General features: G+C 34.4%; 20 protein-coding genes. All 20 read left to right on the top strand.

Annotated elements, in window-relative coordinates:
- The first annotated feature begins 2 nt into the window (after positions 1–2).
- The 20 genes from HS129_07225 (at position 3) to HS129_07130 (ending at position 21084) form a co-directional block, all read left to right on the top strand.
- Entirely contained in the window at positions 3–572 is a 570-nt protein-coding gene (locus HS129_07225) for an SIS domain-containing protein (GenBank protein MBE7411841.1), read from the top strand.
- Positions 572–1552, top strand: a complete 981-nt coding sequence (locus HS129_07220) for an SDR family oxidoreductase (protein MBE7411840.1) — start codon at positions 572–574, stop codon at positions 1550–1552. The genes HS129_07225 and HS129_07220 overlap by 1 nt, the downstream gene beginning before the upstream one ends.
- Before the next feature lie 2 nt (positions 1553–1554).
- Positions 1555–2337, top strand: a complete 783-nt coding sequence (locus HS129_07215; GenBank protein MBE7411839.1) for a nucleotidyltransferase family protein — start codon at positions 1555–1557, stop codon at positions 2335–2337.
- Positions 2337–3872 carry an adenylyltransferase/cytidyltransferase family protein gene (locus HS129_07210; GenBank protein MBE7411838.1) on the top strand — a complete coding sequence of 512 codons (1536 nt, stop codon included), beginning with the start codon at positions 2337–2339 and terminating at the stop codon, positions 3870–3872. The genes HS129_07215 and HS129_07210 overlap by 1 nt, the downstream gene beginning before the upstream one ends.
- A complete protein-coding gene (locus HS129_07205; protein ID MBE7411837.1) occupies positions 3869–4861 on the top strand; it encodes an SDR family oxidoreductase in 993 nt (330 codons plus the stop codon). Before HS129_07210 ends, HS129_07205 begins: the two co-directional genes overlap by 4 nt.
- 4 nt (positions 4862–4865) lie before the next feature.
- Complete coding sequence (locus HS129_07200; GenBank protein ID MBE7411836.1) at positions 4866–5963, top strand: DegT/DnrJ/EryC1/StrS family aminotransferase; 1098 nt, start codon at positions 4866–4868, stop codon at positions 5961–5963.
- 21 nt (positions 5964–5984) lie between these two features.
- Positions 5985–6737, top strand: coding sequence for an acyltransferase (locus HS129_07195; protein MBE7411835.1), 753 nt, complete (start codon positions 5985–5987; stop codon positions 6735–6737).
- Positions 6738–7099: 362 nt separating this feature from the next.
- The gene (locus HS129_07190; GenBank protein MBE7411834.1) at positions 7100–7984 is read left to right on the top strand and encodes a hypothetical protein; all 885 of its coding nucleotides are present in this window, start codon (positions 7100–7102) and stop codon (positions 7982–7984) included.
- Between the two features lie 74 nt (positions 7985–8058).
- On the top strand, positions 8059–8484 hold the full coding sequence (locus tag HS129_07185) for an NUDIX domain-containing protein (protein MBE7411833.1): 426 nt from the start codon (positions 8059–8061) through the stop codon (positions 8482–8484).
- Between the two features lie 44 nt (positions 8485–8528).
- Positions 8529–9632: a DegT/DnrJ/EryC1/StrS family aminotransferase gene (locus HS129_07180; GenBank protein MBE7411832.1), complete on the top strand. Its 1104-nt coding sequence runs from the start codon at positions 8529–8531 to the stop codon at positions 9630–9632.
- 10 nt (positions 9633–9642) lie between these two features.
- A complete protein-coding gene (locus tag HS129_07175) occupies positions 9643–10605 on the top strand; it encodes a thiamine pyrophosphate-dependent dehydrogenase E1 component subunit alpha (protein MBE7411831.1) in 963 nt (320 codons plus the stop codon).
- The gene (locus HS129_07170) at positions 10602–11660 is read left to right on the top strand and encodes an alpha-ketoacid dehydrogenase subunit beta (protein MBE7411830.1); all 1059 of its coding nucleotides are present in this window, start codon (positions 10602–10604) and stop codon (positions 11658–11660) included. The genes HS129_07175 and HS129_07170 overlap by 4 nt, the downstream gene beginning before the upstream one ends.
- Before the next feature lie 193 nt (positions 11661–11853).
- A complete protein-coding gene (locus HS129_07165; protein MBE7411829.1) occupies positions 11854–12180 on the top strand; it encodes a hypothetical protein in 327 nt (108 codons plus the stop codon).
- Positions 12181–12196: 16 nt separating this feature from the next.
- Positions 12197–13345, top strand: coding sequence for a radical SAM protein (locus HS129_07160; protein ID MBE7411828.1), 1149 nt, complete (start codon positions 12197–12199; stop codon positions 13343–13345).
- An 18-nt stretch (positions 13346–13363) separates the two neighbouring features.
- A complete protein-coding gene (locus tag HS129_07155; protein ID MBE7411827.1) occupies positions 13364–15130 on the top strand; it encodes an ABC transporter ATP-binding protein in 1767 nt (588 codons plus the stop codon).
- A gap of 368 nt (positions 15131–15498) precedes the next feature.
- Positions 15499–16437, top strand: coding sequence for a TIGR04372 family glycosyltransferase (locus tag HS129_07150; protein ID MBE7411826.1), 939 nt, complete (start codon positions 15499–15501; stop codon positions 16435–16437).
- Between the two features lie 24 nt (positions 16438–16461).
- Positions 16462–17748 carry a TIGR04372 family glycosyltransferase gene (locus tag HS129_07145; GenBank protein ID MBE7411825.1) on the top strand — a complete coding sequence of 429 codons (1287 nt, stop codon included), beginning with the start codon at positions 16462–16464 and terminating at the stop codon, positions 17746–17748.
- Between the two features lie 90 nt (positions 17749–17838).
- Positions 17839–19026: a UDP-N-acetylglucosamine 4,6-dehydratase gene (locus tag HS129_07140; GenBank protein MBE7411824.1), complete on the top strand. Its 1188-nt coding sequence runs from the start codon at positions 17839–17841 to the stop codon at positions 19024–19026.
- 6 nt (positions 19027–19032) lie between these two features.
- Positions 19033–20172 carry a LegC family aminotransferase gene (locus HS129_07135; protein ID MBE7411823.1) on the top strand — a complete coding sequence of 380 codons (1140 nt, stop codon included), beginning with the start codon at positions 19033–19035 and terminating at the stop codon, positions 20170–20172.
- A gap of 18 nt (positions 20173–20190) precedes the next feature.
- Positions 20191–21084 (top strand): putative DNA binding domain-containing protein, encoded by an 894-nt coding sequence (locus tag HS129_07130; GenBank protein ID MBE7411822.1) that lies wholly within the window; start codon positions 20191–20193, stop codon positions 21082–21084.
- Position 21085: the final 1 nt, after the last annotated feature.

Genomic DNA, 21085 nt, shown 5'->3' with positions numbered 1-21085 from the left:
ATATGAAAGAAATAATAAATAATTATACATCAAAGTTGGTTAAAGCTTTTACTGATGAGAATATGAGGCAAATTGAAATACTTGGAAATAGCTTATTCGATGTGTGGAAGACAAAAAGAACAGTGTATATTTGTGGAAATGGAGGCAGTGCAGGGAATGCAATTCATTTAGCAAATGACTTTAATTATGGAATTGATAAAGCAAAAGGTATTGGATTGAGAATTGAAGCTCTTCCTGCAAACTCATCAATTATTACTTGTATTGCCAATGATGAAGGATACGATCAAATTTTTGCACAGCAGTTAAGGGTTAAAGCAGATCGGGATGATGTCTTGATTGTTCTTTCTGGTAGTGGGAATTCACCTAATATTTTGCGTGCACTTGAAACTGGAAATGAAATTGGAATGAAAACATTTGCATTATTAGGTTATAAAGGAGGAAGATGTAAGGAACTCGCACAGCATCCAATTCATTTTTCAATTGATGATATGCAGATATCCGAAGATTTACAACTTATTGTTGGACATATTTTAATGCAGTGGCTTAGTACAAAATCAAAGGAAGTAAACTAATGAAAGCAATTGTAACCGGAGGGGCTGGATTTATAGGAAGTCATATTGTTGATGTTCTTCTTGAAAATAATTATGAAGTAATTGTTTTGGATAATTTTAGTACTGGGCGTAGAATTAATTTAGATTCTGTAAAGGATAAAGTTGAGATTATTGAATGTGATATTTCTGTTCAAGGGAATTGGATAAAAAAATTCAAGGGAATAGATAAAGTTTTTCATATTGCTGCTCTAGCTGATATTGTACCGAGCATTCAAAGTCCTGATGCGTATTTTCAATCAAATGTTGTTGGTACTTTTAATATAATGCAAGCATGCAGATTAAATAATGTAAGACGAGTGGTATATGCAGCTTCTTCCTCATGTTATGGAATTCCTGATGTTTATCCAACTCCTGAAAATGCACCTATTCAGCCTCAATATCCATATGCACTTACTAAGAGAATGGGGGAGGAAATTGTAATTCATTGGGCAAAAGTTTACAAATTGCCTGCACTGTCTTTAAGATTTTTTAATGTTTATGGACCTAGATCCAGAACTTCAGGTACCTATGGAGCAGTATTTGGAGTATTCCTTGCTCAAAAATTAGCAGGAAATCCTTTGACTGTTGTGGGTGATGGCAGTCAGACAAGAGATTTTACTTATGTTCGTGATGTAGCAGAGGCTGTTTTTGTAGCGGCTAATTCAAATAAAGTTGGAGAAATTTATAACGTTGGAAGTGGAGCAACAATTTCAGTAAATCGAATAGTTGAGTTATTGGGGGGTGAAAAAGTATTTATACCAAAGCGTCCAGGTGAGCCAGATTGTACCTTTGCAGATATATCAAAGATCAAAGCTGAATTGAAATGGTGCCCTAAAGTAAGTATCGAAGAGGGGGTCTCTCAATTATTAAAAAATATTGAATATTGGAGGGAAGCGCCAGTCTGGACCCCTGAAAAAATTCAGGAAGCAACAAATGATTGGTTTAAATACTTGGGAAACTAAGATTGAAAGATATTGTATGTGTATTACTTTCAGCTGGAATTGGCTCAAGGCTAAAGCCTTTGACTAATGAGTTGCCAAAATGCCTTATGCCTATTAATGGAAAGCCTCTATTAGAGATATGGTTAGATACACTTCAATTATTGGATATTAAAAAAGTATTAATTAATCTTCATTATAAAAAGGAATTAGTTATCGAGTTTATGAAGCGACCAAAATTTCGTGACTGGGTTGATACAGTTTATGAGGCGGATCTATTGGGTACAGCTGGAACTTTACGACAGAATTACTTCTATTTGAAAGATAAAGTAATTTTAATGGTTCATGCTGATAATTTATGTATATGCAATTTTAGAAAGTTTTTAGAATATCATATCAATTTTCGACCGAAGCCAGCTTTGATGACAATGATGACCTTTCACACTATAACTCCTGAAACATGTGGAATTGTCGAAGTTGATAAGAAGGGAATAGTTTGGAAATTTCATGAAAAGGTAAAAAATCCTCCATCCAACTTAGCCAATGCAGCAATTTATCTACTGGAGCCTGAGATACTTGAGTGGATAATGGAACAAGAAAATATATCAGATTTTAGTACACAAGTAATTCCTTATTTTATGGGCAAAATTGCTACTTGGAAAAATGATGGGATTATGAGAGATATTGGCAATATAGAATCACTTAAGATAGCGCAAAAAGAAGTTCAATTCGATGATTATAAGATTGAAGATGAATGGCAAAAATTATATAAATCTCATCCCATACATAATTTAATTTTACAAAGTTAATGAGTCAAAATTCAAACAAAATATTTATAGTCCGCAATATCACTGATTTGAACAGTATAGGTAAAGGAGATGATATAGTTTTATGTTATGGGCATTTTAACATTATTCACCCTGGGCACATTCGCTTTTTGCAATATGCAAGAACTTTGGGCAAAAAATTAATCGTAGCTGTCTGGGGAGATCGGTTGGTACAGGAAAATCAAAGATCAAAATATTTTTCACAATTGGAAAGAGCGGAAGGGGTTGCCTCTATTCATTTTGTAGATATGGTTTATATTTTAGATAAAATGACCATTGATATTTTTATTTCTAATATAAAACCAGCCAAATTTGTATTAGGAAAAGAGTTTGAGAATACGTCAAGAAAAGATATCAAGGATGCGATTGCTTCATTGGATTCTTATGGTGGAAAGATACAATACCATGCGGGTGAAATTCATTATGCAAGCTCTGAACTATTACATGGTAGTCAACAGGATATAGAATCGGAAAGGAGACATTTATTTCTTCAATCCTGTCATAGACAGGGAATTGAAATGAGTCGATTGATAGACCGAGTAGAGCAATTCCCTAAAGCGAAAATATTAGTTATTGGTGACACAATTGTCGATCAGTATGTTGCATGCGAAGCAGTAGGAATGAGTGCAGAGGCTCCGGTATTGGTAGTCAAAGAAATTGAGTCAAAAGAATTTGTCGGTGGAGCTGGAATTGTTGCTGCACATTTGAAAGCATTAGGAACAAATGCAATATTTTTATCTGTTATTGGAGATGACTCTAATGCAGAAATTGTACAGAGCGAACTTGAAAAGCAAGGTGTGGGTGTATATCTTATCAAAGATGATTCAAGGCCAACAACTTTTAAAATACGTTATATGGTCGAAAATCAAAAACTCTTTAGAGTCAGCCGATTAAAAGATCATCCTATATCTAAGATTATAGAAGATAGAGTAATTGAAAAATTAAGACATTTGTCTGAAAAAATCAGCGGAATATTAATTTCAGATTTTGTATATGGAGTTATAACCGAAAGAGTTCTTGAGGAGATTATAAAGATATCGCAGAAAAAAAACATTTTACTTTTCGGGGATCTTCAATGTAGTAGTCAGGTGGGAAATGTTGCAAAATTTAAAAAATTTGATGTAATATGTCCTACGGAAAAGGAAGCAAGAATCGCATTAAGTAATCAACAGGATGGGATTGAAACTATTGCAAATATGTTATTCAAAGAAACCGAAGCTAAGAATTTAGTTATTAAGCTTGGAGCTGATGGGTTTATTTCTTATAGCAGAGATTCACTTGATAATTTTATTCATAAAGAACATTTTCCTGCTTTAGTTTCCAATCCTGTGGATGTCGCAGGTGCAGGAGATTCTTTACTTGCTGCACTTTCTGCAAGTATGTGTTCGGGTGCAAATTTAATGGAGTCTTCTGCAATTGGTGCATGTATGGCAGCTCTTGCAGTGCAAACTGTCGGAAATATTCCTGTTACATACAATAAATTACAAAGTTTTATTAAAAAATTGGAGAAAGCATGAAGGATATGATAAAAAAAATTTTTATAACCGGTGGAGCGGGTTATGTGGGTGCAATGCTGGTGCCTAAATTATTAGAAAAAGAATATAAAGTTACCGTACTAGATTTAATGATCTATGGTGAAGATGTAATTAAGGACCATCCTAATTTAGTAAAAATTAAGGGTGATATCCGTGACCTCGATTTATTAAAAAAAATAATTCCAGGTCATGATGCAGTAATTCATTTGGCTTGTATTTCTAATGACCCTAGTTTTGAGCTAAATCCAAATCTTGGAAAATCCATCAACCTCGACGCATTTCGTCCCTTGGTTGAAATCAGTAAAGCGTCTAAAGTGAAAAGGTTTATCTACGCTTCCTCTTCTTCTGTTTATGGTGTAAAAGAAGAGCCAAATGTAACGGAAGATTTTTCTTTGGAGCCGCTTACTGATTATTCTAAGTTTAAAGCTGATTGTGAAAAAATATTGGCAGAATACCAGTCTCCCGAATTTACAACTGTTACTATCAGACCGGCAACAGTTTGTGGGTATTCAACGAGACAAAGGTTGGATGTTGTTGTAAATATTTTGACTAATCTTGCATATCACAAAAGAGAGGTAAGTGTTTTTGGAGGAAAGCAGCTCAGACCAAATATTCATATTGATGATATGGTTGATGCGTATATAGCACTTTTGGAGGCTCCGACAGAAAAAATTGCTGGTGAGATTTTTAATGCGGGTTATTTGAATTTTACAGTCGCAGAAATTTCTGATATGGTAAAAGAAGTGATAGGTGAAGATGTGAAGCTGGTAACTACTCCTACAAATGATAACAGATCGTATCACATTTCTTCTGAAAAAATTTATAATAAGTTAGGGTTTAGAGCAAATCGTTCTATTAAACTAGCAGTTGAAGATTTGAAAAAAGCATTTGAAAATGGATTGCTTCCTGATTCATTTACAAATGAAAAGTATTTTAATATAAAAAGGATGCAGTCTGTAGATTTGAGGTGAAAAAATGAAAGTTAGATATAGCTATTTAAAACAGCAGTTTGAAAATTGTGATGATCTTTGGGATGAGCTAAAGAGATTTGTGCCGACAGGCGATTTTACCTTAGGTAAGCCTCTTCAAGAATTTGAAGCTAAGTTTGCAAAACTTATTGGAACAAAACATGCAATAGGGGTGAATTCCGGAACAGATGCAATTAAATTATCTTTAAAGGCCCTCGGTGTTGGTCATGGAGATGAAGTGATTACTACAGCCAATACATTTGTTGCCACTGTGGGAGCGATAGTAGAGCTTGGGGCAAAACCTGTTTTTGTGGACTGTAATGATACTTTTTGTATGGATGTGGATTTACTTGAAAAAGCAATTACTTCAAAAACAAAGGCAATTGTACCAGTTCACTTTACTGGCTACATGACCGATATGAGGAAGCTTCTTCCAATTGCAAAGAAACACAATTTACCGATTGTTGAGGATGCTTGCCAGTCGATTCTAGGTGCAATTGATAGTAAAAAAGCGGGAACATGGGGAAACGCTGGGGCATTTTCTCTGCACCCGTTAAAGAACTTGAACGTTTGGTCTGATGGTGGTGTTATTGTAACTGATGACGATAACTTAGCTGAAACTTTAAAGCTCTTGAGAAATCATGGATTAATTGATAGGGATAATGTAGAAATTCTAGGCTACAATTCCAGATTAGACACTATTCAGGCAGTAGTCGGAAATTGGCTTATTCCCCATGCAGTAGATATTTCTAATAAAAGAATCGAGAATGCAAATTATTATGATAGTCAATTAGGTAAAATCAATGGAATTACTTTACCTCCAAGACCTGCAGATTTCAGGATTGTATATCATTTGTATATAGTATTTGCAGAGAAAAGAGATGCGTTATTGGAATATTGTGTAAAAAAAGGAATCGAAGCCAAAGTTCACTATCCTATTCCAATCTATCGTCAGAGAGCTTTAAAGGCTTATGGTTACAAAGAAGGCGACTTTCCTGTTTCAGATGAGCACACAAAAAAAATAATTACTTTTCCATGCGACCAGCATTTATCGAAAGAGGAAATGGATTATGTTGTTTCAACTGTAAAAGAGTTTTATTCATAGTTTTTAAGTTAATTATTTTTCATGAAATTTTTTAATAAGAATTTAATAAACTCCGAAAAAGGCAACTACCGGTCAGATATTGATGGGCTTCGAGCAATTGCAGTTCTTGCCGTAATCGGTTTTCACATTTTTCCGGAATGGGTGAAAGGGGGGTTTGTAGGCGTAGATATATTTTTTGTTATATCCGGATATTTGATAACAGGAATAATTGTAGATGGTCTTGAAAAAGAAAATTTCAGTTTTTTGAATTTCTATTCTCGGCGCATAAAAAGAATTTTTCCCGCATTGTTTCTGGTGCTTGCATTTTGTCTGACTCTTGGCTGGTTTTTATTCCTGCCAAATGAATACAGACAATTGGGTAAGCATATAGCAGGTGGTGGAGCATTTATATCCAATTTTATTCTTTGGATGGAAGCAGGTTATTTTGATACAGCATCAGAACTAAAACCATTACTTCATTTATGGTCATTGGGTATTGAAGAACAGTTTTATATATTCTGGCCGCTTCTGCTATTTATTGTTTGGAAAATAAGGGTTGGTCTGTTCGCAGTAACATTGTTAGTAACTGTAATTTCTTTTGTATTGAATATTTATGGTGCATATACTCATAAAGTAGCCAATTTTTATCTTCCGATTACCAGAATCTGGGAATTGCTGATTGGAGCTTGCCTTGCTCATTTGAGCAGAATCAAGTCTGAACAAGTCCAGTCAGGTCAGGTCAGGTCAGGTCAGGTCAGGTCAGGTCAGGTCAGGTCAGGTCAGGTATTGGTATAATATTAATAGCCATATCAATTGGGGTATTTAACAAGGATACTCGATTTCCGGGTTTTTCTGCTTTACTGCCTACAGTAGGGGCTTTCCTGATAATTTCAGCTGGAACTGGAACTTGGTTAAATCGCAAAATTTTAGGCAGCCGATTTCTTGTATTTATAGGGCTAATCAGTTATCCTCTATATCTTTGGCATTGGCCATTATTTGTTTTTTGGAATAGTTCTTCAGATGTAGTTTTATCAATTAAGATACGGATTCTAATAATCGGATTAAGTATTCTGTTTGCTTTTATTACTTATCAACTTATAGAAAACAAAATTCGGCATAATCCAAAAAAATCTATTGCTGCGGCAATTTTCGCATTAATGTTGGCCTTATCAGGAGTTGGTTTATTTTTATATAGAAGTCATGGCTTTCCAGAAAGGTTACCTGAGTTTATTAAAAATTTAAAAACACCAAACCTGACTGATGATTCTATACCTGAACTACAGGCATGGAGAATAAACAAATGTTTTCTTCATAAGACAGGTAGCAAGTTTTCAGAAACCGAATGTGTTGACCCGGAATCAATAAAAGGGCCGTTAGTGTTTATATGGGGCGACTCCCATGCCGCATCTTTATATTCCGGACTTAGCAAGCTTCAAGAGAAATATGAATTTAGAGTTGCTCAATTTACACAAAGTAAATGCCCACCGTGGATTTATAGTAACACATCCGAGCTGGATGAGTGTGAAAGTAAAAATCAATTCATTCTTGAAAAGATAAAAAATTTGATACCGGATACAGTACTGCTTTATGCAAATTGGAGTGATAATTGGGAACGCCAGAAAGGAGAGGTAAATTTACCCAAGAGTATTTCAAAATTAAAATCCTATGGAATAAAAAGAATTATTTTACTCGGGCCAACTCCTCAATGGAAAGTTTCAATACAAATGGCGATTGTTCAAAGTTTTAAATTGTCATTAAAATGGAATCAAATCTTCCCCAAACGAATAAAAAATACTTTACATCAAAATTTTCTTTCGGATTGGGGAGAGGCACAAAAAAATATTGCATTGCAGAATAATATAATTTATATATCTTCCCAGGAAGTACTTTGCAATGTTGATGGTTGTTTAACGAGTATTACTGACAATGAAAATGAACTCACTTTTCTTGATAGTGGACATTTATCCCCATTCGGTGCCACATTTCTTGTTGAGAGTTTTATAGACAGGCTATTTCCAGAACCCTTAAATAGAAAAAAATGAAATCTACAGCTTTTAAAGCTATTATTAAAACAATTTACTTTTGATTTTTCGTTATCAGGAAAATTATTGATGGTATTTTCGATTTGCGAAATGTTGTTCTGACTATTTTATTAAAAGATAATAAATATGTCTTACAGCTCAGAAGTAATAAGGTGGGAATTCCTCACCCCGGGATCTGGGGTTTATTCGGAGGACAACTGGAATCGGGAGAAAAACCTATTACAGGAATTGTACGTGAGATCAAAGAAGAACTAAATGTTCAGATTCCGGATGAAAAATTTAAAGTTTTCACTTCATTTTCGGAATACCATGATTTTTATAAAGAAGAGATTCATTATCATATTTTTTCTGCGGATTTTACGGATTTCTGGGGTAAACATGAATTGTTAGAAGGACAGGGAGTTGACTGTTTCACTTTTAGTGAATTGAGTCAAGTGAAAGTTCCGGAAACCATTATCAGAATTTTAAAAGATTTTCATAACAAAAATAAAAAGACTTAACTCTATTTTAAAAAATTAAAAACAATTATGTATAGGATCAGGAAATGAATAAAAAAATACCTTATGTAAATATACAAGAACAATGGGCATCAGACAAGGAAGAATTGTTGCCAATCATAGATTCATTACTTGGGTCAGGACAATATATTGGCGGAAAGGAAATTTCAGATTTTGAAACAAGTGTAGCTGCACTTTGCGATGTGCGTTATGCGGTAGCTCTTAACAGTGGAACCGACGCATTGGTTCTAGGACTGTCTGCACTTGGTGTAAAACCAGGAGATGAAGTGATCACTCCACCGAACTCATTTATTGCATCAACTGCTGCTATTGTACATCTGAATGCAGTTCCTGTGTTTGCAGATGTGTTAGAGGATCAAAACATTGACCCAAAGGAAATCGAGAAACTAATTACCAAAAAAACCAAAGCTATCATGCCAGTTCATTTAACTGGAAGAATGGCAAGGATGAACGAAATTATGGATATTGCTAAAAAATTTTCAATCTCCGTAATAGAAGATGCAGCTCAATCAATTGGTTCAAAATACGAGAATAAAATGAGTGGCTCAATTGGAAATGTGGGTTGCTTTTCTACTCATCCTCTAAAAAATTTAAATGCATGTGGTGATGGTGGATTTCTTACAACTAATGATGAGTTGATCTATAAGAAAGTTAGCTTTGCGAGAAATCATGGTCTGATTGACAGAAATACAGTTGAAAGTTTTGGGTTTGTTTCTAGAATGGATGCTTTACAAGCAGCTATATTAAACTACAGGTTAAAAAAGTTACCGGATTTAATTGAGAAAAGAAGAAATAATGCAGAAAAATATAGGAGACAATTAAACCCAAAGCATATATATATCCCAGAAGACAAACCAAATGAATTTAATACTTATCATACATTTGTGATTCAAGTTGAGAAAAGAGATGAACTTCAAGAATATTTGCTCGCTAATGGTATTGAAACTGCAATTCATTATCCTATTCCTATTCATCTTCAACCCGCAAGTAAAAAACTTGGGTATAAGTTGGGCGATTTTCCAAAAACAGAAAGTCAGGCAAAAAGGATTTTAACCCTCCCGATAAATCAATACATTAAACCGGAAGAATTGGAAAGAGTTGCAGATACTGTGAATCAATTTTATAAATAGGTGAAATTTATTGAAAACTAAATTATTAAACTTATATAAATCGGCTTTGAAAATTAGGTTAACTGAAGAAACTATTGCAAATAGATACCCTGAAAATAAGATGAGGTGTCCTACTCATTTAAGTATTGGCCAAGAAGGGGTAGCTGCTTCAGCAGGTATGGCTTTGAAAAAAAATGACTTTGCTGTAAGTACACATAGAGGTCACGCTCATTATTTAGGGAAGGGTGGTAGTATAAAAGGTTTGATTTCCGAGCTATATGGAAAGAAAACAGGGTGTAGCGGGGGAATAGGTGGGTCGATGCATTTGTGCGATTTGTCTTGTGGTTTTGTAGGTACTACTGCAATTGTCGGAAATAGTATACCATTAGGAGTCGGGCTTGGTCTTTCTATACAATTAAACAAAACAAACCAAGTAAGCTGCATATTTTTTGGAGATGGTTCTACTGAAGAAGGTGTGTTTTATGAATCGGTTAACTTTGCTATAATTAAAAATTTACCCGTAATTTTTATTTGTGAAAATAATCTATATTCAGTCTATTCTCCCTTGTCAGTAAGGCAGCCAAAAGATAGAAAAATCTATGAAATGGTTAGTTCCTTGGGTATGAAATCCTTGAGTGGCGATGGAAACGATCCGTATCAAGTATTTCTAACAATCAATGAATCCTTAGACCGAATCCGAAAAGGAGGCGGGCCTGAATTTTTAGAATTTTCTACATATAGATATAGAGAGCACTGTGGACCTTATTTTGACAATGATATTGGATATAGGACAGAGGCAGAATATCTTGAGTGGAAAATAAAGGATCCAGTATTTCGATTGGAAAATGAAGTTAAAAAATTTGGTTTAACGGATAAAGAAATAGAGAAAATCCAAAATGAAGTATTAAATGAAATTGAGGATGCATTTCAGTTTGCAGAAAATTCTGAATTTCCTAATTATAAAGAATCTTGTTTGGTTGAATATAAGAAATGAAAAAATTGATGACGTTTGCAAATGGGATAAATAATGCTTTGCATTTGGCAATGAGAAAAAGTAATTCTGTTATTTGTTTTGGGTTGGGAATTGATGATCCAAAAAGAATTTTTGGAACAACTGCAGGCTTGGTAGAAGAATTTGGAAAAGAAAGAGTATTTGATATGCCTACAGCAGAAAACGGTATGACAGGAGTAGGGATTGGTGCCTCTTTAAACGGGATTATACCTATCATGGTTCACCAACGATTAGATTTCTTTTTATTGGCCATGGATCAGGTTGTAAACTCAGCGGCAAAATGGTATTATATGTTTGGCCAAAAACAATCTATTCCAATTACAATTCGATTGATTATTGGTCATGGGTGGGGACAGGGACCTACACATTGTCAAAATCTTCAGTCATGGTTCGCTCATATACCTGGATTAAAAGTGGTTATGCCAGCAACTACAAAAGATGCGAAAGGGCTTTTATTATCATCAATCTTTGATGATAATCCTGTAATATTCTTAGAGCATAGATGGTTGCACAATATTTCAGAAGAGATTGAGGAAGGCTATTATGAAATTCCTATAGGAAAAGCAAAAGTCGTTACTGAGGGAAAGGATATTACAATTGTATCTTACTCCTACATGACTGTCGAAGCGATTCATGCGGAAAATGTATTAAAAAAATATGGAATATCTTGTGAGGTTATTGATTTAAGGACAATTCGTCCCTTGGATTGGGATACTGTCTTTGGCTCAGTAGAGAAAACTGGTAAGTTATTAGCGTTAGATTCAGCTTCACCATTTTCCTCAATTTCAAGTGAAATAGTCGCCAGAGTTTCTTTAGAGAAATTTAGCTCACTAAAGTCTCATCCTCTCAGAATTGCCCAACCTGATTTTGCATCACCAGCAAGCTTTGGATTAACTAAAGAATATTATAATGGTGCAAAAGAAATTGTAATTGAGGTTTGTAAGTATTTTGGGATTCAGCCTGAAAAAGATGATCTAGAAAAATTAGTTAAAACCCCCCATGACGTACCCGGTGACTGGTTTAAAGGGCCTTTTTAAAGCAAAGAAAATTTTAAAATTCCAATTAAGAAAAACTTATAGACAGACTTAATCAGTCAAGGGAATAGTTTAGATGAATAATGATTTTATTGAATATAGGAATTTAATTGCAATATATAAATTTTTATATAAATATATTAGAGTTTCTTAAACACTGTTACTGAAGTAATATATTTTAATAAAGGAAAAATTTATGTTTAACAACTATGCAGAAATTGATACACCAAAAACGAGTGAGACATGGAATAAACTTGATGATCAAGCAAGGCTCGATCTAGTTATATCGGCAACAAACCAAAATCCTATTTTTCAATTAATTTCTCCTACACGCACCACAAAATCAGGACAAGTTTTAATTACATTAACTGAAAACATTCCTGCCAGTAAGAGGGGAATGTTAATTTTAGATTATGAAGAATTTTTAAAAAATAAAATTGATCAAGGGATAAATGTTTGGTGTGAGTCGCTTGGAGATAAAAATTCTCTTAGAAATTTACGTGGTATTCAAATAAAATCTTAGAAACAAGGAGCTATATATGGAAGATAAAAAGATTACTGTAGCAACGAAAGAAGGAGACTTGATTTTAGATTCTCATAAGTTGTCTTATCATTATGATAGAGTTAAAGCATGGGAAAATGGTGAGAAAATTGCACCGGTTAGCGTTGACATGGCTCTAACGCGATCCTGTGGAGCCATGTGCAAGTTTTGCTATGCAATGATGCAAGAACCGCAGGAGAGACCTCCGATAAAGGAGAATGAAGCTCTAAATTTGTTAGATGACTTTGCTGAAATTGGTGTAAAAGGGGTCTCCTTGATTTCAGATGGGGAAAGCACTTTGTCAAAAGTTTATGTTCCATTTATCCAACATGCACATAAAATTGGTATAGATGTGGGAAATGCCACAAATGCCTGGGAGTGGGAGCCAGAAAAAATTGAGAAAGTACTTCCTTATTTAACCTGGGTGAGATTTACCGTAGCTGCGGGAAGACCGGAAAGCTATGCAAAAATTATGTATAAAGGACCATCATACACTAAAGTTTTTGATCGTGCTATGTCGCATATTAAGTATGCTATAGATTTAAAGAAAAGAAAAAAATTAAATGTAACATTAGGAATTCAGATGGTTTTGATGCCAGAATTTAAAGATGAAATTATTCCATTTGCTAAATTAGCTGTTGACTTAGGTGCAGATTATGGAGTAATTAAACATTGCTCTGATGACGAGAATCATACTCTTGGGGTTGATTATGATCAATATGAAAGTATGTATAGTTTATTGCAAGAGGCAGAATCATTAAGCAATGAAGAGACAAAGATAATTGTGAAATGGGAAAAAATCAAAGACAAAGGTATCCCGTCCTACAAAAGATTTTATGGACCACAATTTTTATTACAAATCAGTGGAAGTGGATTAATCGCACCTTCTGGTATGTTTTTTAATGCAAGATATTCAAAGTTGCATATGGGTAATTTTACAGATGAAAGGTTTATAGATATTTTTAAGTCTGATAGGTATACCAGAATTATGCAATATTTAGCCTCGCCTGCTTTTGATGCTCAAACAATGATGGGGACTTTACCTATTCAGCACTATGTAAGTATTGCATTAGATAATCATATTAAAGGAATCGAAAGGCTTCGTCCTGCACAAGGTCCGAATCCATTGCACGTTAATTTTCTGTAAATTTAATTTAAAATTTTAATGCCAGACTTTTCTCTATTTGCACGGTTTTTTAAGCATTTACCAAGGGAATTTCAAAGAGAAATAGTTTTATTTCTGTTCCTAAGCATCCTTACTTCTTTTCTTGAGGTATTAAGCATAGGCTCTGTTTTACCTTTGCTTGGTGTTTTAACATCTCCTGAAACAGTTTTTAAAATTGAACTGTTAATTCCTATATATCATTATTTGGGTATTCAAAGTTCAGCAGACTTATTACTGCCAATAACTGTTTTATTTGCGAGTTTTGCCTTGTTTGCCGGTATTGCAAGAATTTCGATTCTATCTTATAGTACAAAATTAAGTTTTAGGGTCTCATCTGTGTTAAGTTTGGATATATATAAAAAAACTTTGTATCAACCATATTATATTCATATTTCAAGAAATAATAGTGAGGTGATTAGCGGGATCATTAATAAAGCAAATGGGGTGATGGGGAGTTTGATGCAACCTACACTTGGATTAATAAATTCTGGGATAATGTTAATTACTATCTTATTTGCAGTTATAGCAATTAATCCAGTTATTGCTATTGGCACATTTTTTAGTTTTGGGGTTTTTTATTTTATAATAGCTTTTTATTCAAAAGAAACACTCACACGTAATGGGAAAGTAATTTCTTTAGAATCTAATAATGTTTTAAAAGTATTGAATGAAGGGCTTGGAGGTATTAGAGATATTTTATTGGATGGGACTCAAAAAGTATATTATGAGATTTATGAAAAATCAGACTATCTGTTAAGAAAGGCCTCCGCGAGCAATTATCTTATAAACAATAGTCCCCGATTAGTAATCGAAGTCTTTGGAATGATATTGATTTCAGCGATTGCATATATTTTAAGCGATAATATAAAGGGTGGCTTAACGTCTTCTGCTATTCCATTATTGGGTTCATTGGCTCTTGCTGCTCAACGACTATTACCAGTGATGCAACAGGCATATTCCTCCTGGAGTATTTTGCGGTCAAGTAGGCATAGCTTACTTAATGTTTTAGAGTTGTTAGAGCAGCCAATGCCTATATATTCAGATACTATTGGTACAGGGGGAATAGTTTTTAGTTCCAAACTTGAGTTAGTTAATATCTGTTTTAAATACTCAAATTCAGAGCCTTATGTTTTAAAAAACATCAGTTTTGACATTTTGAAAGGGAGTAAAATTGGGATTATAGGCAAAACAGGAAGTGGTAAAAGTACTTTAACCGATATAATTATGGGATTATTAACTCCTTTTAAAGGTAAAATTTTCGTAGATAATATTGTACTAACCATGGAAAATATTCAGTCTTGGCAGAAAAACATAGCTCATGTTCCGCAGAATATTTTTTTTTCCGATGCTACAATTATCGAAAATATTGCTTTTGGTGTTAAGACAGAAGATATAGATTTTAATAAAGTAAAAGAATCAGCAAGAAAAGCCCAAATTTCAGAGTTTATTGAATCCTTGAAAGATGGTTATAATACAATGGCAGGGGAAAGGGGAGTTCGATTTTCAGGAGGACAGAAGCAAAGAATAGGAATTGCTAGAGCTTTGTATAAAAACGCATCATTAATTATTTTTGATGAGGCTACAAGTGCGTTAGATAACGAAACCGAAAAATCAGTAATGGAAGCAATAGAAAATTTAGAAAAGGATTTAACAATAATCATAATAGCTCACAGATTAAGTACAATAAAGAATTGTGATTTTATAATTGAGTTAAACAAAGGAGAAGTTCTTCGCAAAGGTAATTATAGGGAACTTTTCATGGAGTAACAAAATAGAAGTTATTTATGTTTAAGATTAATAATTTTTTTAAAAGACAAATTCAGCACATACGACTTGGAGGGAAAAAGGAAGTTATACGAAAATTATATCGTTTTAAAGATTTTTTCTTCCACTACACGATTTTTCTCATTTATCTCCCGTTTATAGCTATCTTTATTTTGATTATTCGAATTATTAGCCCATTTTTTTTGATTAGGCTCGAGCCCCTAATTTATTGGAGGTTAGGTCATTTTGCTGCGAATGTTGAACTATACTTATGTGAAAAAGAAGAAGGAATCAATGTCCCTATTAAGCGATATTTTGATATATGGTACCAAGAACTAAATGATTGCAATTTACAATTAAAAAAAATGTGGATGCGAATAATTAATATAAAAACAGGAAGCTTCTTTGCCTTAGCAGATAGATTAAATAGAAAAATACCGGGATTTAATAAGTTTACAATCGGTACAAATACCTGTTGTGACAGAGATGTGAATAATTTGCTGGATAAATATCCTGCGCACTTAAGTTTTACGCAAGAAGAAGAGATTGAGGGAGAAAGGCAATTAAAATTGTTTGGAGTTCCAAATAATGGGAAGTTTATCTGTATTACTGTTAGAGATTCAGCATATTTGGATAATCAGAGTAATAGTTCAAACTTAAGAGTAGATTGGTCTTACCATAATTATAGAGATGGAGATATTCAAAATTATGTTCCAGCTCTCGTTGCATTAGCAGAAAAGGGTTATGTTATTTTTAGAATGGGTGCAGTTGTGAATAAAAAAATGTCTGTTTCTCATAAGAATATAATCGATTATGCAGTGAGTGATTTACGAAATGATTTTATGGATATTTATTTAGGCGCTAAATGTGAATTTTGTATTTCTACTGGTACTGGATTTGATGCAGTGCCTTTCATATTTAGAAGGCCAATTATATACATGAATCATGTCCCTCTTGGAATCATAGCTACATTTAGTGATAAATTCATAGCAACTACAAAGCTTCATTGGCTTAAAAATGAAAAAAGATACATGAATTTTAAGGAGATTTTTGATTCTGGAGCGGGATATTTTATGAGGTCAAGTGAATTTGAGTCTTCTGGAATTGATTTAATCGAAACTTCTCCAGAAGAAATTATTGAAGGAGTCATGGAAATGGAATCAAGAATTAAAGGAGAATGGGAAGATACAATTCAGGATACCGAACTTCAAAAGAAGTTTTGGGAGGTATTTCAGAAAAAAGAAATGCACGGTGAAATAAAATCTAAAATTAGCACAACATTTCTTCGTAGATATCAGTATTTATTATGAAAATTTTTTTTATGGAATGTTTTGATGAATTTTATTAAAATGAAATTAAAATTTATGCTTTTGAATTTATTTAAGAGTAATTTTCAAGTTAAAAAAATTATTGTAATTAAAATTTTTTGGTATCTTTGTATTTTTATATTTTCTCCAGTGGGATTTATTATCTTTATATTAATACGAATCATTAAGCCTTTAATTTTGATTAGAATTCAATTGCTAATAAGTGAAAGAATTGGTCATTTTTCAGGGAACACAGAATTATATTTATGTGAATTGGATGCTGGAGTGAATAAACCTAAAGGTCGTTTTATAGATATTTGGTATAACAACTATCCAATTTGCAATTATCAATTAAATAGAATGATAAAGAGAAAGCTACACGTTTTTCCAACATTTTTATTTTCATCAGTAAATTATTTTAATACTCTTTTTCCAGGTGGCGATATTCATCGAATTGGTGACAATTCAGCAAATGATAGAGATGTTCATAATCTATTAGATCAATACCCTGCCCATATTCAGTTTACTGAAAGAGAAGAAAAAAAAGGATTGGATGGTTTATTAGCACTTGGAATTGAAAAAGGAAGTAAATTTATTTGTTTGCATATTAGAGATGATAGTTATTTAAAGTCTGCTCTTCCTTGGAGAGATTGGTCTTATCACGATTACCGTAACTGCAATATCCAAAACTATGGTAAGGCAGCATTAGAATTGGCAGAAATGGGTTATTATGTAATACGAATGGGGGTAAAGGTAAAAGAGCCTTTGAATGTATTTCATCCAAAAATTATCGATTATTCATATAATGGCCTTCGTTCAGATTTTATGGATATTTATTTAGGTGCAAAATGTGAATTTTGTATTTCAAATGGCACTGGATTTGATGGAGTTCCATATATTTTTAGAAGACCGATTTTATACGTTGATCATGTTCCTATTGGTATTATCTCAACTTTTAGTGATAAATTTCTTATTACAGTGAAAAAGCATTGGTCAAGAGAAAAAAAACGATTTCTAACTATTCAAGAGATTTTTGAAATGAATGCGGCTTATTATATGTCAAGCAGAGAAGACGGCCTTGGTATCGGTGTTGATTTGTATGAAAGCACCCCGGAAGAAATTAAATCAGTAGTTCTTGAAATGGAATCGAGAGTTCGCGGGTCTTGGAAGATTACAAAAGAAGATGAGGATTTGCAAAAAAAGTTTTGGAAACATTTTCAAAAAGTAGATGATATAGGGAATGTTTGGCATGGAGAAATTCGAGCGAAAATCGGATCTGATTTTTTAAGAAGCAACATAGATTTGCTAAGGTAAAACCTACTCACTAAACACCTCATCATTTAACCAAGATCTTATTAAAATAGCAATTCCTATATAAAAAAAATCTATAACAACAACCTTAGCATGAACACCCTTAATCTTATCGGCCGCACCGACCCGCTCTTTACCCGCGATTTAGCACACCACGAAACTGAACTTTCAAGTATCGTTTCAGCATCGCGGTTTTTAGTTTTGGGTGGGGCAGGCTCAATTGGCCAAGCGGTTGTTAAGGAAATTTTTAAGCGCAAACCGCAAAAGTTGCATGTGGTTGATGTCAGCGAAAATAATTTAGTCGAGCTGGTTCGCGATATTCGCAGTTCGTTTGGTTATATCGACGGTGATTTCAAAACTTTTGCGCTTGATATTGGCTCGGTAGAGTATGATGCTTTTTTTGAGTGGGATGGAGAGTATGATTATGTGTTGAACCTTTCGGCACTCAAGCATGTGCGCAGTGAAAAAGACGCCTTTACTTTGATGCGTATGGTTCAAACCAATATTCTCAATACCGAAAAAACGCTAAAGCAGGCCATCCGCGCGGGTGTAAAAAAATATTTTTGTGTATCGACCGATAAGGCCGCCAACCCCGTGAATATGATGGGAGCGTCAAAACGTATTATGGAAATGTTTTTAATGCGCCGTAGTCTTGAGATCAATATCTCGACGGCACGGTTTGCGAATGTTGCATTTTCAGACGGTTCACTTTTGCATGGCTTTGACCAGCGCATTCAAAAGCGGCAGCCCATTGTGGCACCGAATGACGTGAAGCGTTATTTTGTCACTCCACAAGAATCGGGAGAGCTTTGTTTAATGTCGTGTATTTTAGGCGATAACAGAGACATCTTTTTTCCTAAGCTGAGTGAAGAGTTGCATTTAATTACGTTTGCTGAAATAGCCACCCATTACTTAAAGTTGAGAGGTTATGAACCGGAGTTGTGCAACAGTGAAGACGAAGCGCGCGAGCTCGCAAAAACGTTGCCCGAACAAGGTAAATGGCCATGTCTTTTCACGAAAAGCGACACAACCGGTGAAAAAGATTTCGAGGAGTTTTTTACCGAAAACGAAACTCTTGATATGACTCGCTTTGAGAAATTAGGTATCATTAAAAATGATGCAGTTTTCAATGATGCACTATTGAATACATTCGAGCAGAAAATAACTCAGATGAAGGCAAATTTATCATGGACAAAAGAAGATATTGTTCGATTGTTTTTTGAGCTGCTACCTGATTTTGATTACAAGGATACCGGTAAATATCTTGATAGCAAAATGTAAAATTTTATGGTAGATAAATTAATTTCATTTATACGAGATATTTATCAAACGAATGAATACATCCCACTGCATGCGCCGCAGTTTCGTGGTAATGAAAAAAAGTACATAGCCGAAACGATTGATAGCACGTTTGTTTCAAGCGTGGGTAAGTTTGTAGACGACTTTGAAAATAAAATTGCAACATTTACCGGTTCGCCTCGCGCCGTTGCCACCGTAAACGGCACGGCTGCGCTTTCAACCGCACTCTATATGGCCGGTGTGGGGCAGGATGATTTAGTCATTACGCAGGCTCTCACGTTCGTAGCGACGTGCAATGCTATTTATCACTTGGGTGCGAAGCCGGTTTTGATTGATATTGAATCACAAGCGTTTGGTTTATGCCCCGTTGCGACAGGGAAATGGCTCGATAAAAATGCACGTTTAGATGAGGATGGACATTGTGTTCACAAAGAGACTGCCAAGAAAATAAAAGCAATCGTCCCGATGCACACCTTTGGCCACCCTGTGCAGCTCGACGAATTTTTGCAAATAGCAAAAAACTGGAATTTAGTTTTAATTGAAGACGCTGCCGAGAGTCTGGGCTCTTTTTACAAAGAACGCCACACTGGTACTTGGGGAGATTTCGGGATCTTAAGTTTTAACGGCAATAAAATTATCACCACGGGTGGCGGTGGCATGTTACTCTGTGCCAACCCCGATGACGGCGTAAGAGCGAAGCACTTGACAACGACCGCCAAGAGGCCGCACCCGTATGAATTTTATCATGACGAACCCGGGTTTAATTTTCGAATGCCCAACTTGAATGCAGCATTGGGCTGTGCTCAAATGGAGCAGTTAAATAGCTTTCTTGAAAGCAAACGAAAAATTGCAAAACATTACGAAGAGTTCTTCTCGAACAGCGATTATATTTTTGTAAAAGAACCTGCGTATGCTCGTTCAAACTACTGGCTCAATTCGGTATATTGCCCGAGTATTGAAAAACGCAACGAGCTGCTTGCGAAAACAAACAGTGCTGGTGTTATGACAAGACCGGTGTGGCAGTTGATGCACCGCTTACCCGCTTTCGAAGGTGCACTGCGTGGGGAGCTACCCAATGCCGAAGCGGCAGAGGCGCACCTGGTGAGTTTGCCAAGCTCGGTGGTGTAGAATTATTTATTGATAGGTATGATTGAAAAGGGCGAGTCTCAAAGTGTTGAGTTTAAACAGTCTTGGCGTGATGAGTATTTGAAGACAATTGCTGCCTTCGCTAATACTGATGGCGGTACGTTATTTATAGGTATAGATGATAAAGGTAAAGTTGTAGGTATAGAGAATATAAAAGACCTTTTAAATCTTTTACCGAATAAAATTAATTCGAGGTTAGGAATTGTTGCCGATGTTTTAGGGTTGTCAAAGAATCGAAAAGCATATATAAAGGTAGAGGTCGCAAAAAATTTCGCACCTATTTCTTTTAATGGAAAGTTTTATAAAAGAAGTGGTAGTAGCACTATAGAATTGAATGGTTCAAATCTCACTAACTTTTTGTTAAAAAAGTATGGCAAAACTTGGGATGATGTTATTGAAGATAGGTTTAACTTAAACGAAGTAAATTTAGATACGGTAAAAAAGTTTAAGCAACTCGCTATCGATAGAATACCTAATATTACTAACGAAGACAGTATTGAAGATTTGTTTAGAAAACTTAACTTATACGATGGACAATATTTAAAACGAGCTGCTGTTTTGCTTTTTGCTAAAAACCCACAGCAATATTATATACAATCGCATTCAAAAATTGGTAAATTCTTAAGTGAAACAGAAGTTCAAAGTAGCGACATTATTGAAGGTAATTTAATTGATCAAGTAGATACGATTATGGATATTTTGAGGCTTAAATATCTAAAAGCGTATATCTCTTATGACGGTGTACATCGTCGAGAAAAATTAGAATATCCTTATGAAGCACTCCGCGAAGCTATTATTAACGCTTTAATCCATCGAGATTATTCAAATTCGTCAAACTTGCAGATTAAAGTGTATGAACTGTACCCGAAAAAGTGTAGAAATTTTAGCCTTTAAA

This window comes from Leptospiraceae bacterium, from assembly GCA_015075105.1.
In the GTDB taxonomy this organism is placed as follows: Bacteria; Spirochaetota; Leptospiria; order Leptospirales; family Leptospiraceae; genus JABWCC01.
This window is presented reverse-complemented; position numbering and strand designations above follow the sequence as displayed.

Excerpts from the sequence above, each read along its gene's own strand:
- HS129_07190 (MBE7411834.1), top strand. The coding sequence starts at position 7,100 with ATGTTGGCCTTATCAGGAGTTGGTTTATTTTTATATAGAAGTCATGGC.
- HS129_07195 (MBE7411835.1), top strand. The coding sequence starts at position 5,985 with ATGAAATTTTTTAATAAGAATTTAATAAACTCCGAAAAAGGCAACTAC.
- HS129_07220 (MBE7411840.1), top strand. The coding sequence starts at position 572 with ATGAAAGCAATTGTAACCGGAGGGGCTGGATTTATAGGAAGTCATATT.
- HS129_07140 (MBE7411824.1), top strand. The coding sequence starts at position 17,839 with ATGAACACCCTTAATCTTATCGGCCGCACCGACCCGCTCTTTACCCGC.
- HS129_07205 (MBE7411837.1), top strand. The coding sequence starts at position 3,869 with ATGAAGGATATGATAAAAAAAATTTTTATAACCGGTGGAGCGGGTTAT.
- HS129_07165 (MBE7411829.1), top strand. The coding sequence starts at position 11,854 with ATGTTTAACAACTATGCAGAAATTGATACACCAAAAACGAGTGAGACA.
- HS129_07135 (MBE7411823.1), top strand. The coding sequence starts at position 19,033 with ATGGTAGATAAATTAATTTCATTTATACGAGATATTTATCAAACGAAT.
- HS129_07130 (MBE7411822.1), top strand. The coding sequence starts at position 20,191 with ATGATTGAAAAGGGCGAGTCTCAAAGTGTTGAGTTTAAACAGTCTTGG.
- HS129_07210 (MBE7411838.1), top strand. The coding sequence starts at position 2,337 with ATGAGTCAAAATTCAAACAAAATATTTATAGTCCGCAATATCACTGAT.
- HS129_07145 (MBE7411825.1), top strand. The coding sequence starts at position 16,462 with ATGAATTTTATTAAAATGAAATTAAAATTTATGCTTTTGAATTTATTT.
- HS129_07225 (MBE7411841.1), top strand. The coding sequence starts at position 3 with ATGAAAGAAATAATAAATAATTATACATCAAAGTTGGTTAAAGCTTTT.
- HS129_07170 (MBE7411830.1), top strand. The coding sequence starts at position 10,602 with ATGAAAAAATTGATGACGTTTGCAAATGGGATAAATAATGCTTTGCAT.
- HS129_07200 (MBE7411836.1), top strand. The coding sequence starts at position 4,866 with ATGAAAGTTAGATATAGCTATTTAAAACAGCAGTTTGAAAATTGTGAT.
- HS129_07180 (MBE7411832.1), top strand. The coding sequence starts at position 8,529 with ATGAATAAAAAAATACCTTATGTAAATATACAAGAACAATGGGCATCA.
- HS129_07155 (MBE7411827.1), top strand. The coding sequence starts at position 13,364 with ATGCCAGACTTTTCTCTATTTGCACGGTTTTTTAAGCATTTACCAAGG.
- HS129_07150 (MBE7411826.1), top strand. The coding sequence starts at position 15,499 with ATGCGAATAATTAATATAAAAACAGGAAGCTTCTTTGCCTTAGCAGAT.
- HS129_07160 (MBE7411828.1), top strand. The coding sequence starts at position 12,197 with ATGGAAGATAAAAAGATTACTGTAGCAACGAAAGAAGGAGACTTGATT.